The 16679-nt window shown below is 70.7% G+C and carries 13 protein-coding genes; 6 read left to right on the forward strand and 7 right to left on the reverse strand.

The window, feature by feature from the left end:
- Positions 1–80 precede the first annotated feature (80 nt).
- Positions 81–2192 (forward strand): SpoIIE family protein phosphatase, encoded by a 2112-nt coding sequence (locus tag BLW82_RS21015; protein ID WP_093500675.1) that lies wholly within the window; start codon positions 81–83, stop codon positions 2190–2192.
- A 27-nt stretch (positions 2193–2219) separates the two neighbouring features.
- Here the strand turns inward: BLW82_RS21015 and BLW82_RS21020 are convergent, their stop codons facing one another.
- The 4 genes from BLW82_RS21020 to BLW82_RS21035 form a co-directional block, all read right to left on the reverse strand.
- Positions 2220–3251, reverse strand: a complete 1032-nt coding sequence (locus BLW82_RS21020; RefSeq protein ID WP_093500677.1) for an AI-2E family transporter — start codon at positions 3249–3251, stop codon at positions 2220–2222.
- Positions 3252–3829: 578 nt separating this feature from the next.
- On the reverse strand, positions 3830–4807 hold the full coding sequence (locus BLW82_RS21025; protein ID WP_093500679.1) for a pirin family protein: 978 nt from the start codon (positions 4805–4807) through the stop codon (positions 3830–3832).
- Positions 4808–4920: 113 nt separating this feature from the next.
- Positions 4921–6876, reverse strand: coding sequence for a YncE family protein (locus BLW82_RS21030; RefSeq protein WP_093500681.1), 1956 nt, complete (start codon positions 6874–6876; stop codon positions 4921–4923).
- Between the two features lie 299 nt (positions 6877–7175).
- Positions 7176–7658, reverse strand: coding sequence for an SseB family protein (locus BLW82_RS21035; protein WP_093500683.1), 483 nt, complete (start codon positions 7656–7658; stop codon positions 7176–7178).
- Positions 7659–7833: 175 nt separating this feature from the next.
- On the opposite strand from BLW82_RS21035, the gene BLW82_RS21040 reads away from it, so the two are divergent.
- The 3 genes from BLW82_RS21040 to BLW82_RS21050 all read left to right on the forward strand — a co-directional run bounded on the left by BLW82_RS21040 (position 7834) and on the right by BLW82_RS21050 (position 11371).
- Positions 7834–9660 (forward strand): acyl-CoA dehydrogenase, encoded by a 1827-nt coding sequence (locus BLW82_RS21040; protein WP_093500685.1) that lies wholly within the window; start codon positions 7834–7836, stop codon positions 9658–9660.
- A gap of 83 nt (positions 9661–9743) precedes the next feature.
- Positions 9744–11042 carry a M18 family aminopeptidase gene (locus BLW82_RS21045; protein WP_093500687.1) on the forward strand — a complete coding sequence of 433 codons (1299 nt, stop codon included), beginning with the start codon at positions 9744–9746 and terminating at the stop codon, positions 11040–11042.
- 77 nt (positions 11043–11119) lie between these two features.
- Positions 11120–11371 (forward strand): DUF6458 family protein, encoded by a 252-nt coding sequence (locus BLW82_RS21050; RefSeq protein WP_093500689.1) that lies wholly within the window; start codon positions 11120–11122, stop codon positions 11369–11371.
- 318 nt (positions 11372–11689) lie between these two features.
- Here the strand turns inward: BLW82_RS21050 and BLW82_RS21055 are convergent, their stop codons facing one another.
- Both BLW82_RS21055 and BLW82_RS21060 read right to left on the reverse strand, forming a co-directional pair.
- Positions 11690–13501 (reverse strand): thioredoxin-like domain-containing protein, encoded by a 1812-nt coding sequence (locus tag BLW82_RS21055; protein WP_093500691.1) that lies wholly within the window; start codon positions 13499–13501, stop codon positions 11690–11692.
- A gap of 152 nt (positions 13502–13653) precedes the next feature.
- Positions 13654–14046, reverse strand: a complete 393-nt coding sequence (locus BLW82_RS21060) for a cupin domain-containing protein (RefSeq protein ID WP_093500693.1) — start codon at positions 14044–14046, stop codon at positions 13654–13656.
- 53 nt (positions 14047–14099) lie between these two features.
- Between BLW82_RS21060 and BLW82_RS21065 the strand changes: the two genes are divergently transcribed.
- Entirely contained in the window at positions 14100–15107 is a 1008-nt protein-coding gene (locus BLW82_RS21065; RefSeq protein ID WP_093500695.1) for a GlxA family transcriptional regulator, read from the forward strand.
- Complete coding sequence (locus BLW82_RS21070) at positions 15104–15598, forward strand: LURP-one-related/scramblase family protein (protein ID WP_093500697.1); 495 nt, start codon at positions 15104–15106, stop codon at positions 15596–15598. Before BLW82_RS21065 ends, BLW82_RS21070 begins: the two co-directional genes overlap by 4 nt.
- A gap of 169 nt (positions 15599–15767) precedes the next feature.
- Here BLW82_RS21070 and BLW82_RS21075 read toward each other — a convergent pair whose 3' ends face one another.
- The gene (locus tag BLW82_RS21075; RefSeq protein ID WP_093500699.1) at positions 15768–16565 is read right to left on the reverse strand and encodes a carbon-nitrogen family hydrolase; all 798 of its coding nucleotides are present in this window, start codon (positions 16563–16565) and stop codon (positions 15768–15770) included.
- Positions 16566–16679 lie beyond the last annotated feature (114 nt).

Below are 16679 nucleotides of genomic sequence, written 5' to 3' on the forward strand. Positions count from 1 at the left end.
CACCCAAAGATCGGCTCCCCACCATTAATGCGGCCCTGAAACAGTGGCACTCCGCGATCTCATCTTCTTAAAGTGGGGCAATGCGAACTGGCGAGCCCCTGCCCGCCGTGGAGGACGTCCTCGCCGCCCTCGCGACCGGGCTGTGGCACTGGGACACCGCCACCGGGCTGGTCACCGCGGACGCGGAGGCGGCCCGGTTGATCGGGCTGCCTGCCGAACCGTCCGTCCTGTCGGAGGCCCTGGTCCGGTCGCGTTTCCACCCCGTCGACTGGAACGAGAACACCAGCATCACCCGGCTGGCCGCGGTCGAGGGCACCCTCGGGGAGGTCCGGCTGCGGGTCATGGACGAGCAGGGCCGGCTGATCCGGACCGTACGCAGCCGTTTCCGACCGGTGTACGACACCGAGGAGCGCGTGTACCGGGTGACCGGCACCATTCAGGAGGTCTCCGAACCGTCCCCCGGCACCGCCGTGCAGCATCCGGTCACCGGCGACTGGCGGCGCTCCCGGGAGGCGTTCCTGCTGGACGCGGGCCGGGCGCTGGCCGAGGCACGGTCCACGGAGGAGGTGCTGCGGGTCGCCGCGGGCCTGTCGATGCCCGGGTTCTCCCCGGACGGGCTGGTCGTCTTCGGGATCAAGGGCGACCGGCTGATGATGATCGGCCACCACGGCCAGCAGATCGACGAGGACAGCCCCTTCAGCAGCATGCCGCTGGACACCGACTACCCGGCGGCGGAGGTGGCCCGGACCGGCCGGGCCGTCTACATCTCCTCCGCCGAGCAGTACAGGTCCCGCTACCCGGTGACCTGGCCGCTGGCCGAGCGCTTCGGCCGGCAGTCCTGGGCCTTCCTGCCGCTGACGGTGGCCGGGCGGACCATGGGCGCCTGGATGGCGGGCTTCACCTATCAGGTGTCCTTCACCCCCGACGAGCGGTCCGTGCTCACCACGGTGGCCCGGATGCTGGCGCAGGCCCTGTCCCGGGCCGGCATCGCCGACTCCGAGCGGGAGCTGACGGACGGCCTGCAGCGCTCCATGCTGCCGACGCTGGGCCCCGAGATACCCGGCATGGACACGGCCGCCCGCTACATACCGACCGGCGGCGGGCTCCAGGTAGGCGGCGACTGGTACGACATGATCCCGCTGCCGTCCGGCCGGCACGCCCTGGTCATCGGCGACGTCCAGGGCCACGACGTACGGGCCGCGGGCCTGATGGGCCAGCTGCGGATCGCGCTGCGCGCCTACGCCTCCGAGGGCCACCGCCCGGACGCGGTGCTCTCCCGGGCCTCCCGTTTTCTGCACGGGATCACGTACGCCGAGGACGACGCCGACCTGCGCTTCGCGACCTGCCTGTACGTCGAGGCGGATCCGGTGACCGGGGTGCTGGAGATCGCCCGTGCGGGCCATCTCGACCCGGCGATCCGGATGGCCGACGGCACGGTGCTGCGGCGACCGACGGCGGGCGGGCTGCCGCTCGGCATCGACCCGGACGCCGACTATCCGACGACACGGTTCGCCCTCGAACCCGGCGAGACCATGATGATCTGCACCGACGGGCTGATCGAGACCGGCGGCCACGACATGGAGAGCGGCTGGCAGCGGATCCGGGCGATCATGGAGGAGCACGGCGACGGCGACCTGGAGAAACTGGCCGACAGTCTGGTCCAGGCCGTGCACGGGCCCTCCTCGCACCACACCACCGGGCCGCTGGCCGACCGCCGCGAGGACGACATAGCGGTCCTGCTGCTGTCCCGGGCGGGCACCGGCCGCGGCGACGACCCGCTGGCCCTACGGCCGCGGGTCCGCCGCACCCTGCTGTCGGTGGCCCAGGACGAGCCCGAGCGGGTCGCCGAGGCCCGCCAGCACGTGCGCGAGCTGCTGCACGACTGGGACTCGCCCGACCAGATCGACTCCGCGGTGCTCCTGGTCTCCGAGATGCTCACGAACGTCCTCGTCCACACCGACGCGGACGCGCTGCTGCTCGCCGAGGTGTCCGGCCAGGCCCCCGAACGGCGACTGCGGGTCGAGGTCACGGACGCCGGCGACGACCTCCCGCACAAGCGGCGCCCCGGCGAACTGGCCTCCTCCGGCCGTGGCCTGGTCCTGACAGAGATCCTGGCGGACGCCTGGGGCGTCGACCCGCGCGGGCAGGGCAAGAGCATCTGGTTCGAGCTGTACGAGGGCGGCACGTCGTAGCGGGGGCGTGCCCTGGCCGGCCGCGGCCTAGCCGGCGGCGTAGCGGGCGTGCAGTTCGTGGACGACCCCGAAGGCGGCCGCGGTGAGCGGTACGGCCAGCAGCATGCCCAGGATCCCGGCGACGGAGGCTCCGGCCGTGATCGTCACCATCACCACCGCCGGATGCATCTGCACGGTCCGGCTCTGGATCACGGGCTGCAGCACGTGCCCCTCCAGTACCTGCACGGCGAGTACGACGCCCAGCGCCCACAGCGCGATGACGAAGCCGCGGTCGGCGAGGGCGACCAGGACGGCGACGGCGCCGGAGATGAAGGCGCCGAGGTAGGGGATGTAGGCGCCGACGAGGACGAGGGCGCCGAGCCCGACGGCTCCCGGTACGCGCAGGACCAGCAGGCCGACGGTGATGCAGACGGCGTCGATAAAGGCGATGACGGTGGTGCCGCGCATGAACCCCTCGATGCCCTCGAAGGCTCTGCGGGCCATGGCCTCGACCATGTCGGCGCTGGCGCCGGGTGAGACGGCCCTGATCGTGCCGACGACCCGGTCCGAGTCGCGCAGGAAGAAGAAGACGAGGAGCAGCGCCAGGACGGCCATGGCGATGCCCTCGCCGACCACGCTGACCCCGCTGATGACGTTGGAGGCGGCGGTGCCGCCGAACTTGGCGAGCAGGTTTCTGGCGCTGCCGGCCAGGTCGCCGACCGAGGTCCCGGCGGCGCCGAAGTGCTGGGCGAGGGACTTCGCGGCCTGTTTGAGGGAGGCGACGATCTGGTCGCCGGTGTCGACGAGGGCCGCGGCGACGATGTACACGGCACCGCCGGCGACGGCGACGACCGCGACGCAGGTGAGTCCGGCGGCGAGGGAGCGGGGCACGCCGACCTGCACGAGCCGCCGGTACAGCGGGCCGAGCAGGGCGGTGCCGAGCAGGGCGAGCAGGACCGGGGTCACCGCGGTGCGGAACTCGGAGCAGAGCCGGATGCCGACGTAGCCGACCCCTGCGGCCAGCAGCAGCACGGCACACCACGCGGCGAAACGGCGCACGGGCTCGGGCAACAGCTGCACGAGTCCTAGCGGACCATGCGGGGCCGGTGGATGCCCCGCCGTACACCCCCCGCCGGGTGAACGTGCCTTGGGCCGCCGTACCAAGGGGCTCCGCCCCCTGGACCCCCGGAGACCTTCGCCCACCCACCACCCGACTCGGTCGATGAGGACGCGAGGTCGAAAAGAGAAGGAAGGACGGGGGCGACTCGGGCGATGAAGACGCACGACCGAAAGCAAAGGACCCGGGTGACTCCGGCGACGAAGAGGCGCGGTCGAAAGCAAAGCACCGCAGCGACTCAGGCGACGAAGACCCGCGACCGAAAGCAAAGCACCGCGGCGACTCAGGCGACGAAGACCCGCGGCCGAAAGGAAAGGGCCGCGGTGGCTCGGGCGATGAAGAGGCGCGGCCGAAAGCAAAGCACCGCGGCGACTCAGGCGACGAAGACACGCGGCCGAAAGCAAAGGACCGCGGCGGCTCGGGCGATGAAGAGGCGCGGCCGAAAGGAAAGGGCCGCGGTGGCTCGGGTGGTGAGAGGGCGGGGTCAGAGGCGGGAGGCCTGGCGCCTGGTGGCGGCAGGCCTCCCGGGGGGCTTCGTTGCTTACGCTTGCGGGCCCGTCTCGGTCATCCCGTGTACCGCCGGGATCGTGCCCAGGCGGCCCTTCTGGAAGTCCTCGAAGGCCTGCATGAGCTCGTCCTTGGTGTTCATGACGAACGGGCCGTAGTGGGCCATCGGCTCGCGGATCGGCTCGCCGCCGAGCAGCACGACCTCCAGGTCCGGCGTGTGCGAGTCCTGCTTCGCGTCCGCGCGGACGGTCAGGGAGGAGCCCGCGCCGAAGACGGCGGTCTGGCCGAGGTGGATCGGGCGGCGCTCGGCGCCCACCGAGCCCTTGCCGGCCAGCACGTACGCGAGGCCGTTGAAGTCCTCGCGCCAGGGCAGCGTGACCTCGGCGCCCGGGGCGACGGTCGCGTGGATCATCGTGATCGGGGTGTGGGTGATGCCGGGACCGGCGTGGCCGTCCAGCTCGCCCGCGATGACGCGCAGCAGCGCACCGCCGTCGGGGGTGGTCAGCAGCTGCACCTGGCCGCCGCGGATGTCCTGGTACCTCGGCGCCATCATCTTGTCCTTGGCGGGGAGGTTCACCCACAGCTGGAGGCCGTGGAAGAGCCCGCCGGACACGACGAGGGACTCCGGCGGGGCCTCGATGTGGAGGAGGCCGGAGCCGGCCGTCATCCACTGGGTGTCGCCGTTGGTGATGGTGCCGCCGCCACCTTGGCTGTCCTGGTGGTCGAAGATGCCGTCGATGATGTAGGTGACGGTCTCGAAACCGCGGTGCGGGTGCCAGGGGGTGCCCTTGGGCTCGCCCGGCGCGTACTCCACCTCACCCATCTGGTCCATCATGATGAACGGGTCGAGGTGGCGGTAGTTGATCCCCGCGAACGCCCGGCGCACCGGGAAACCCTCGCCCTCGAAACCGCTCGGCGCGGTCGTGACGGCGAGCACGGGACGGGCCACGGCGTCGGCCGGTGCGGCCACCCGAGGCAGGGTGAGCGGGTTCTCGACAGTCACTGCAGGCATGTTGGCTCCTCCTTGTGCGCCCACTTTAGTTGAGCGTTGAACTTTCTGCCACCCCTAACGGAGAAGGCCCGGAGGACATTCCCTCCGGGCCCGGTCGTTCCCCGATCGGTGGATCAGTTGCTGAAGTAGAGGTAGTTCCACGCACCGTAGGTCGTGGAGTTCACGGTGTCGCCGGACGACCCGTTGACGTACACCGACCGCATCCGCGCCCGGATGCCGGACTCGCCGGGGGCGTCGAGCTGCACGGCCGTCTTGCCGTTCGTGCCGAGCCTGAAGTACTCGGAGTCCGTCTGGTACCACTTCCCCTGGTAGTAGACCTCCAGGTCCACGCGGTGCTCACGGCCCGGGTAGTAGGTCATGGTCGTGTTGAACACCGGGCTGGTGTTCTTGTGGAACCAGCGGTACGACGTCGAACCGATCTTCGCCGTCTTGTAGTACCTGGAGAGCGAGGTGGAGATCTTGACCCGCGCGTACGCCGTGGACTTCACGGTCTTGGGCGCGTAGCGGGCGTCGCCGTCGAAGACCGCGGAGACGGCCGTGTCCCGGGTCATGTCCACCAAGGCGGTGAGGTTCCCGTGGGAGTCCACCTTGCCGCTCTTGATCAGCTTCTTGCCCTTGTCACCGCCGAAGGGGTCCGCGTAGATCTTGACCGAGCGGTTCTTGTACGTCGTCCCCAGGTGCGCGGTGAACTTCACGTCGGCGCCGTAGTTGTACAGCTTGCCGTTGTTGTTCAGGCTCAGGCTCGTGCCCGCGCGCGAGACCGCGACCTTGTCCGAGGCGGTGGCCCCGGTGTGACCGGCGTCGCCCGCGTAGGTCACCTTGTAGGTGACCGTGCCACCGGCCGGCGGGGTGTCGGCGAAGGAGTACGTGCCGTCCGCCTTGACGGTGACGGCGGCGAGCGCCTTCCCGCTGGGGCTCTCGATGTCGGTACGGGTCACGGAGAGCTTGACGCCGGCGGGCAGCGGGACCGTCGCCGAGAGCTTCCCGGTGACGGTGAGCTTCTTGGCGCGGGGCGCCGAGCTCGGGGCGTTGACCGTGAGCGTCGGCACGTTGAGCGTCGGCTGGGTCAGGACCTTGAGCGTGAAGCTGGTGCCGTTCGGCACCAGCGCGAAGATCCGCGAGGAGTCCGGCGCCCAGCGCAGGTTTCCGGCGGCGTAGTCGGTGGTGCCGGCGGAGTAGGTGCGCAGTGGCTTGGTGGCGTCGGGCCGGTAGACCGCGACCTTGCCGGCGTTGAACTGGGCGACCAGTCCGTTCGGCGCGATGTCGGCGCCCCACGCTCCGGGGTACGAGCCGGCCTTGCTGAACGTGCCGTCCACCCACGCGTCCCGGTCGGTGCCGTTGACGAGCACCTGGTCGGCGCCGGGGACGAGGTCGATGTCCCCGATGCCGCTGTTCAGGGTGTAGTCGCCGAAGTACCAGGCGGTGGCCTTGGGGGCGCCGTCCGACACGTCGAGGATGGCCATGGAGTCGGTGGAGTCGCCGCCGGTCTGACCGACGGCCAGGACGCCCGGCCGGTTCGGGTCGGTGTCCAGCAGTGCCGGGCCCCAGAGGCCGACGGAGGTGCCCTCGGTCGGGAACTGCGTCATCGCCACCGGGTCGGTCCCGCCCGCCGGGTCCACCGACGGGTCGATGGAGCCGATGTCGCCGTCCCACTGGTCGCCGTACGAGAACCACGCCTTGCCGCCGGTGAAGGCCAGGTGGCGGGGGCCGGTGTCGGTCGGGATGCTGTACGTCGTCCTGACGTCCAGCGTGGCCGGGTCGAGGGCGAGGATCTGGTGGGTGTTGGGCAGGGCCGCGTACAGGGTGCTGCCGTCGTCCGACAGGACCAGGTCGCTGACGCTGCCCAGGCCGGCGTTCGAGTCGACGAGGGTGCCGTTGTAGTCGGAGGCGAGGATCCGGCCGTTGGCCGCGTCGCCGACGAACACCCGCTGGAGCGGGCCGTCCACGACGAACCCGCCGATGTTGGTGACGGTGGTGCCGGCCGCCGAGGCGGTCCCCGCCGCCACGACGCTCAGCGCCGCCGAGCTGAAGACGACCGCGAGCGCCGTCGCGGCCGAAGTGCTGCGCATGCGCACAGTGATGAAACCCCCAGTGAGAACCCGGGTTCGCCGGGCGGATGAGAGCGCCGCGCGGCGCCCGGACACGACCGCACAAGAGCGGTTGCACACGGGGCGCGGCTGCCTGGAGGCAGCCTATGGCATGGCTGTGACAAACAGGGGCCGAGTTTTCACAGGGCAGAAGGAAAGCGCCTCGCAAGGGGCGCTGGGGTGACCCCGGCCGAAGGCCGGGGGAGGAACTGCGCGACCAGCCACGCCGGCGCCGCGGTCAGCACACGACCCGGCTGCGCATCTCGGCGCCCCCGACGGAGTCAGCCGTACATCCGCCGCATCGCGAACTCCACCATCTGCTCGACCGCCTTGGCGTCGAAGACCATCCGGTGCTCGCCCTCCATGTCCAGGACGAAGCCGTAGCCGGTCGGAAGGAGGTCGATCACCTCCGCGCCGGTGATCACGAAGTACTTGGACTCCTTGCCCGCGTACCGGCGCAGTTCCTTCAGCGAGGTGAACATCGGGATCACCGGCTGCTGGGTGTTGTGCAGGGCCAGGAACCCGGGGTTGTCGCCGCGCGGGCAGTACACCTTGGACGTGGCGAAGACCTGCTGGAAGTCCTCCGCGGTCACCTGACCGGTGGTGAAGGCACGGACCGCGTCCGCGAGGGACGGCGGGGACGGCTCCGGATAGAGCGGCGCCTGCTGGCCGTAGCCGCCGAGTCCGCCCGGCATCTGCTGCTGCGGCTGGGCGTACTGCTGCTGCGCGGCCCCACCGTCCATGGGCTGGCCGTATCCATACATGCGCGCAAGCCTACCGAGACACGCGGCATCCGCGGGAAGGTAGACCCTTCTCACACTTCACCCGACGGGGTTGCGTCTTATTACCGACGGGTAGCATCATCGGAGCTACTCGTTGGTATGTGAAAGCTTGCGCGAGGATTCAGTGCCTCGCCGATCCGGATACGGAGCCGTCACCATGGGGCACTACAAGTCCAACCTCCGCGACATCGAATTCAACCTGTTCGAAGTGCTCGGGCGCGACAAGCTGTACGGCACCGGCCCGTTCGCCGAGATGGACACCGACACCGCGAAGAGCGTCCTGGAGGAGCTGACCCGGCTCGCCGAGAACGAGCTGGCGGAGTCTTTCGCCGACGCCGACCGCAACCCCCCGGTCTTCGACCCGGAGACGAACACCGCCCCGGTCCCGGCCTCCTTCAAGAAGAGCTACAAGGCCTTCATGGACTCCGAGTACTGGCGCCTCGGCCTGCCGGAGGAGATCGGCGGCACGACCGCTCCCCCGTCGCTGATCTGGTCGTACGCGGAGCTGGTCCTCGGCGCCAACCCGGCCGTGTGGATGTACTCCTCCGGCCCGGCGTTCGCCCGCATCCTCTTCGAGGAGGGCACCGAGGAGCAGAAGAAGTGGGCGCAGATCGCCGTGGACCGCACCTGGGGTTCGACCATGGTGCTCACCGAGCCCGACGCGGGTTCGGACGTCGGCGCCGGCCGTACCAAGGCGGTCCAGCAGGAGGACGGCTCCTGGCACATCGAGGGCGTGAAGCGCTTCATCACCTCGGGTGAGCACGACATGGAGGAGAACATCCTCCACTACGTCCTCGCCCGTCCCGAGGGCGCCGGCCCCGGCACCAAGGGCCTGTCCCTCTTCCTCGTCCCGAAGTACCTGTTCGACTTCGAGACCGGCGAGCTGGGCGAGCGCAACGGCGTCTACGCGACGAACGTCGAGCACAAGATGGGCCTGAAGGCCTCCAACACCTGTGAGATGACCTTCGGCGACCGCCACCCGGCCAAGGGCTGGCTGATCGGCGACAAGCACGAGGGCATCCGCCAGATGTTCCGGATCATCGAGTTCGCCCGCATGATGGTCGGCACGAAGGCCATCTCGACGCTGTCGACCGGTTACCTGAACGCGCTGGAGTACGCCAAGGAGCGCGTCCAGGGCCCGGACCTCGCGAACTTCATGGACAAGACCGCGCCCAAGGTCACCATCACCCACCACCCCGACGTCCGACGCTCGCTGATGACGCAGAAGGCGTACGCCGAGGGCATGCGCGCCCTGGTCCTCTACACCGCGTCGATCCAGGACGCGATCATGGTCAAGGAGGCGAACGGCGAGGACCCGCAGGCCGAGCACGCGCTCAACGACCTGCTGCTGCCGATCGTCAAGGGCTACGGCTCCGAGAAGGGCTACGAGCAGCTCGCCCAGTCGCTGCAGACCTTCGGCGGCTCCGGCTTCCTGCAGGAGTACCCGATCGAGCAGTACATCCGCGACGCCAAGATCGACACCCTGTACGAGGGCACCACCGCCATCCAGGGCCAGGACTTCTTCTTCCGGAAGATCGTCCGCAACCAGGGCGCGGCGCTGAACTCCCTCGCCGAGGACATCAAGAAGTTCCTGGCGCTGGGCACCGGCGGCGAGGAGCTGGCGAGCGCCCGCGAGCACCTCGCGAAGGCCGCCGTCGAGCTGGAGGCGATCGTCGGCCTGATGCTGACCGACCTCGCGGCCACCGAGCAGGACGTCAGGAACATCTACAAGGTGGGCCTCAACGCCACCCGCCTGCTGCTCGCCTCGGGCGACGTGATCGTCGGCTACCTGCTGCTCAAGGGCGCGGCCGTGGCCGCCGAGAAGCTGGAGACGGCGTCCGGCAAGGACAAGCCCTTCTACACCGGCAAGATCGCGGCGGCGAAGTTCTTCGCGGCCAACGTGCTGCCCGGCGTCACCCTGGCCCGCAAGGTCGCGGCCGACGTCGACCTCGACCTGATGGAGCTGGACGAGGCCGCTTTCTGACCCTCCCGGCCGACCCGGTCCGCCGCGGTGGCCCGCTCCCTCTCCGGGGGAGCGGGCCACCGTACGTCGTTAAGGTGAAGCACATGAGCGAACCCTCCCGCTTCGATCGCGGCCACACCGACGACCTGATGTCCTTCCTCGCGGCCGGCCCCACGCCGTACCACGCCGTGGCGAGCGCCGCCGCACGGCTGGAGAAGGCCGGTTTCCGGCAGGTCGCCGAGACGGACGCCTGGGACGGCACTGCCGGTGGCAAGTTCGTGCTGCGCGGCGGCGCGATCATCGCCTGGTACGTCCCGGAGGGCGCCGCGCCCCACACGCCGTTCCGGATCGTCGGCGCCCACACCGACTCCCCCAACCTGCGCGTGAAGCCCCGCCCGGACACCGGGGCGCACGGCTTCCGCCAGGTCGCCGTGGAGATCTACGGCGGGCCGCTCATGAACTCCTGGCTCGACCGGGACCTGGGCCTGGCCGGCCGGCTCAGCCTGCGCGACGGCTCCACCCGCCTCGTCGACGTGAACCGGCCGCTGCTGCGGGTGCCCCAACTCGCCATCCACCTCGACCGTTCGGTCAGCAGCGAGGGTCTCAAGCTCGACAAGCAGCGCCACCTCCAGCCGATCTGGGGCCTCGGCGACGACGTCCGTGACGGCGACCTGATCGCCTTCCTGGAGCAGGAGTCGGGCCTGCCGGCCGGCTCGGTCACCGGCTGGGACCTGATGACCTACACCGTCGAACCGCCCGCCTACCTGGGCCGCGACCAGGACCTGATGGCCGGCCCCCGGATGGACAACCTGCTCTCCGTGCACGCCGGTACGGCGGCGCTGGCGGCCGTGGCGACGGGCGGCGCCGACCTGCCCTGCATTCCCGTCCTCGCCGCCTTCGACCACGAGGAGACCGGCTCCCAGTCCGACACCGGCGCGGACGGCCCGCTGCTCGGGAGCGTGATGGAGCGCTCGGTGCTGGCGCGCGGCGGGTCGTTCGAGGACCGGGCGAGAGCCTTCGCGGGCAGCGTCTGCCTCTCCTCCGACACCGGTCACGCCGTCCACCCCAACTACGCGGAGCGGCACGACCCGACCCACCACCCCCGTCTCAACGGCGGCCCGATCCTCAAGGTCAACGTCAACAACCGCTATGCCACGGACGGTTCGGGCCGGGCGGTGTTCGCCGCCGCCTGCGAGAAGGCCGGGGTTCCGTTCCAGACCTTCGTCTCGAACAACTCGATGCCCTGCGGCACCACGATCGGCCCGATCACCGCGGCCCGGCACGGCATCCGGACCGTCGACATCGGCGCGGCGATCCTCTCCATGCACAGCGCCCGCGAACTGTGCGGCGCCGACGACCCGTTCCTGCTGGCGAACGCGCTGGTGGCGTTCCTGGAGGGCTAGTTGGACATGGCCCGCCCGTCCCTGGGTACTCGGAGTGGACCGGAACCACCACCGAACCTGAAGGGAAGGCAACGCTCATGGGGCTCGGCGGGTGCATCATCCTCATCGCCGTGGGGGCCATCCTCACGTTCGCGACCGACTGGCACATGAACGGCGTCAACCTCGACGTCGTCGGCCTGATCCTGATGGCCGTCGGCATCATCGGCGTCGCCACGTTCAGCAGCATCGCAAACCGCCGGCGCGTCATGGTGCCGCCGACGACGACCGTGGTCGAGGAGGAACGGCACCATCACCACCGTGACGGATATGGCGACGGGTATGGCGTGTAACGGACGCCGCGCCACCCAGAGGGGCATTCCAGGCAGACATGAGCAATCCGTTACCGCGTTCGACTACCGGAATTGTGCAGATCTCGTGGAGACTTTCGATCACTGACGGGTCCGGAAGAGCGGCTTCCGGACCCGCCGAGGTCTTCACGGCAGCGGGTACCGACCAGGACGCGCCGTCCTGATCCCGGCCCCCACCGGGCAGGAACGTATCTCCGCCGCGATCGACGGCCTCGGGGAGCGGACCCGGCGCCCCGGCCTGATCGTCGTCGTCACGGACGACTGCACCGACGACGCCGGTTCCCAGTTCCCCGCGCTCCTTCAGGGGCGCTGATCCATCCCGGCGAGAACCAGCGGAAGCCGGTCCACCCCGCCCTCCGTGACGCGCACCGGCACGCCCCAGTCCTGCTGGTGCACATGGCAGGCCGGGTATTCGTTGGCCTCGTCGTCGTCGCAGGACGCGGCCATCGCCGAGACATGCAGGACGCCTTCCGGTACGGCCGGGTTCAGGTCCAGCTCTCTCGACAGGTCGGTGTCGGCGCCCTCGCCCTTGAGCAGCAGCTCCGGCGGGGTCGAGGAGACCAGCAGCCGGGTCGACGGGCCGTACCGCGTGTCCAGCTTCTGGCCCGCCGGGGCCTGGAAGACCACGTCCAGCCGGAGCCTGCCCGGAGCCACCTCGGTCGCCGCGCGCCGGGTGCGGTGGGCGACCGACTCCACCCGGACCGCCTCCTCGGGGAGCCGCAGCCGGGTCAGCCGGTGGCGGGCCGACTCGACCACCACGATCTCGTCGCCGGCCAGCACCGCGTCGCTCGGCTCCCGCAGGTCCGTCGCCAGAGTGGTGACCTCGCCGGTCGCCGGGTCGTAGCGGCGCAGCGCGTGGTTGTAGGTGTCGGAGACCGCGACCGAGCCGTCGGGCAGGGCCGTGACGCCCAGCGGGTGCTGGAGGAGTGCCTGCCCGGCGGCGCCGTCCCGGTGGCCGAAGTCGAAGAGGCCGGTGCCGACGGCCGTGTGGACGTGCCCGTCCGGGTCGATCCAGCGCAGGGCGCTGGTCTCGGAGTCGGCGAGCCAGAGGCGGTCGGCGGTGGCCGCGAGGCCGGACGGCTGCGCGAACCACGCCTCGGCGGCCGGCCCGTCGACCAGCCCCTCGTTGGTGGTGCCGGCGGCGACCGCGACCGTCCCGGTCTCCGGATCGTACGTCCACAGCTGGTGGACGCCGGCCATGGCGATCCACACCTTGCCGCCGAAGACCGCCACGTCCCACGGGGAGGACAGGTCGATCTCGCGGGCCGGGCCGGAGGTCGGGGAGCCCTGCCACCACTGGCGGCCGGTGCCCGCGAGGGTGCTCACCTCACCGGTGACCGGGTCGAGGCGGCGCAGGGCGTGGTTGACGGTGTCGGCGACGACCACCGAGCCGTCGTCGAGGAGTGCGAGGCCCTGCGGCTCGCTGAAGGAGGCGTCGGCCGCCGTGCCGTCGGAGAAACCGCGCGTGCCCGAGCCGATCCGCCGCAGGACGGTCTCCGCGTCCTCGGCCAGCTCCACCAGCTGGTGCCGGGTGGTGTCGCTGACCAGGAAGGTCCCCGAGGGCAGCAGCAGGGCCTTGCCGGGGAAGCGCAGGGCGGTCGGCTCGGGCTCCGGCGCCACGTAGGGGCCGTCGCCGCGACGCAGGGTGCCCTTCGCCTCGTGCTCCGCCTCCAGCTCCTCGACCAGCCGCGCGATGGCGTGCGCGTGCCCCTCGCCGGCGTGCTGGGCGACGACGTACCCCTCCGGGTCGATCACGACCAGCGTCGGCCAGGCCCGGACCGCGTACTGCTTCCAGGTGGCGAGCTCCGGGTCGTCCAGCACCGGGTGCTCCACGCCGTACCGCTCCACGGCGTCGGCGACCGCCTGGTGCTCGGCCTCGTGCACGAACTTGGGCGAGTGCACCCCGATGATCACCACGGTGTCCCGGTGCCGCTCCTCCAGCTCCCGCAGCTCGTCGAGGACGTGCAGGCAGTTGATGCAGCAGAAGGTCCAGAAGTCCAGGACGACGATGCGTCCTCGCAGGTCAGCGAGGGTGTACTGCTTGTCGCCTGTGTTCAGCCAGCCGCCCTTGCCGACCAGCTCGGGGGCGCGGACGCGTACGCGTTTTGCCATGGTTCAAACCAACCACACGCGCGCGTGGCGCTATTCCCCACCGATGTCGACCAGCCGGACGAGCAGGAGCCGCCTCGCGGGAACGAACCGACGCCCGCGGTCGGGCGCCCTGGTGACCCGGCCTCGCTCCACGGCCGGAGTCCACGGCCCGGTCAGGTGAGGACGTGTCCGGTCGTCGCGTCCACGTGGCCGGGAACCTCGTCGTGCCGATCGCCCACCGTGAGGGTTCCGGTGGGCTCGAAGAGCAGGATCTCGGTGGGCACACGCGCGTACGGCTTGTGCTCGGTGCCCCTGGGGACGGTGAAGACCGAGCCCTTCGGGAGGACGACCGTGCGCTCGCCGGCCGGCTCCCGCAGGGCGATGTGCAGTTCGCCCTCCAGGACCAGGAAGAACTCGTCGGTGTGGTCGTGCACGTGCCAGAGGTGCTCGCCCCCGACCTTGGCGACGCGGACGTCGTAGTCGTTGACGGCGGTGACGATGCGGGGGCTCCACAGCTCGTCGAAGGAGGCGAGGGCCTGGCCGAGGGAGACGGGTTCGCTGGTCATGGCAGTCATCCTGAGGCTTCGGCCGACGTCTGCGTGAGTGCTAGAAATGGCATATGGCGCAAGGATCCTCTCAGCCGACCCGGTCGACTCACCGGGTGGCCGTGATCGTCGATGCGGGCACCAATCCGTTCGAGGTCGGGGTCGCCACCGAGTTGTTCGGGCTGCCGCGGCCCGAGCTGGGGATGTCCGTCCCGCCGTACGAGGTGACGCTCTGCGCGCCCAGCCCCGAGGTGCGCATGAACCACGGCTTCTTCACGCTCAGCGGGGTGGCGGGGCTGGAGGCCGTGGACGAGGCGGACACGCTCGTCGTACCGGGACGGCCCGACAACGTCGTACCGCGCGGTGCCGACGTTCTCGACGCCGTCCGGCGCGCACACGCGCGTGGGGTACGGATCGTGAGTTTCTGCACCGGGACCTTCGCGCTCGCCGAGGCCGGGCTGCTGGACGGACGGCCGGCCACCACGCACTGGCGCTGGGCGGACGCCTTCCGGGAACTGCATCCCCGGGTGCTGCTCCGGCCGGACGTGCTCTTCGTCGACGACGGCGACCTGCTCACCGCCTCGGGCAGCGCGGCCGCGCTCGACCTGGGGCTGCACGTCTGGCGGCAGGACCACGGCGCCGAGATCGCCAACGCGGTGTCCCGACGGCTGGTGTTCGCCTCGCACCGGGACGGCGGACAGCGGCAGTTCGTGGAACGGCCGGTGCCCGAGGTGCCGGACGAATCGCTCGGCCCGCTGCTGGCCTGGGCGCAGGAGCGGCTCGGACAGCCGCTGACCGTGACGGACCTCGCCGCGCGGGCCGCCGTCTCCCCCGCCACCCTGTACCGCCGGTTCCGCGCCCAGCTGGGCACCACCCCGCTGGCCTGGCTGACGGGGGAGCGGGTGGCCCTCGCCTGCCGGCTGATCGAGCGTGGGGAGGAACGGCTGGACGTGGTGGCGGCGCGCAGCGGGCTCGGCACCGCGGCCAACCTGCGGGCGCGCTTGCGGCGCGGGACGGGACTCAGCCCGTCGGACTACCGTCGGCGTTTCGGGCCGGTGGGGCGGGAAGGGGTACGGGTATGAGATTCCTGGTACGCGACCGGCTCCTCGGCTTCGGTGAGGACTACTGGATCGAGGACGAGCGCGGCGACAAGGTCTTCCTCGTCGACGGCAAGGCCATGCGGGTGCGCGACACGTTCGAGCTGAAGGACCGGCACGGGCGCGTACTCGTCGACTTCCACCAGAAGATGTTCGCCCTGCGCGACACCATGGTGATCGAACGCGAGGGTGAGCCCCTGGCCACCATCCGGCGCAAGCGGCTGTCGCTGCTGCGCAACCACTACCGGGTCCACCTGGTCGACGGCACCGAACTCGACGTCAGCGGCAAGATCCTCGACCGCGAGTTCGCCGTCGAGTACGACGGTGAACTGCTCGCCGTGATCTCCCGGCGCTGGCTGCACGTACGGGAGACCTACGGCGTCGACGTCGTACGGGACGACGCGGACCCGGCGCTGCTGATCGCGGTGGCGGTGTGCGTGATCCACCTGGCGGACAAGGAGCGGGACGGGGACTAGTGCCGCGGCAGGCAACGTTTGCCCGTCAAGGAGCGGCGTCCGGTGCGTGCTCTCGGCGTCCCGGCCGGAAGTCCTCGTACTGGATGTACTTGGGCTTTCGGCCGGTGCGGCGAGAGTGCGTGCCGGGCGTCGTGGACGGGGCGAACGTTGCCTGTTGCGGCACTAGGGGCTAACGGTGGCGCGGGGGGTCCAGGCCGAGGATGCGGTCCTTGAGGGCCGGGAACTGTTCGCGGGTCGCGGCGACCCGGGCCGGGTCGAGGTCGACGGTGAGGATCTCCTCGCCGGCGCCCGCCTCGGCCAGCACCTCGCCCCACGGATCGACCACGATCGAGTGACCGGCCTGCGGAACCCCGGCGTGCGTCCCGGCCGTTCCACACGCGAGCACGAACGCCTGGTTCTCGACCGCCCGCGCCTGGGCCAGCAGCGTCCAGTGCGCGCGTCGCCGCTCGGGCCAGCCCGCCGAGACCACCAGTGTCTCGGCGCCGGCGTCGACGAGTCCGCGGAAGAGTTCGGGGAAACGGAGGTCATAGCAGGTGGCCACGCCGACTGTGGTCCCGGGCAGCCGGACCGTCACCAGCTCCCGTCCCGCGCCCATCAGCACTGCCTCGCCCTTGTCGAAGCCGAAGCGGTGGATCTTGCGGTAGGCCGCGGCCAGCTCACCGGAGGGGGAGAAGACGAGAGCCGTGTTGTAGAGGGGGCCGTCGGGGTCCCGCTCGGGAATCGAGCCGGCGTGCAGCCAGACGCCCGCGTCGCTCGCCGCCTTCGCCATCGCCTCGTACGTCGGGCCTTCGAGCGGCTCGGCCTCCGTGGCGAACTCCTCGTAGGCGAACGCGCCCGTCGTCCACAGCTCGGGCAGTACGACGAGATCGGCGCCCGCCTGCTCGCGCACCAGTGCGGTCACGCGCTGCCGACGAGATTCGACCGATTCGCCCTCGTTTACATCGATCTGGATGAGCGAGGCGCGCACACTACCACCGTCCTGGCATTCGAGCCGTCCACACGGGCCTACGATCGTCACACGAAAGCACTGCCGGGGTGCCTCACAGCAGCGTAACTTAGCGTTTCAAGACACCCGCCGACA

It is taken from the genome of Streptomyces sp. Ag109_O5-10 (genome assembly GCF_900105755.1).
Lineage (GTDB): Bacteria > Actinomycetota > Actinomycetes > Streptomycetales > Streptomycetaceae > Streptomyces.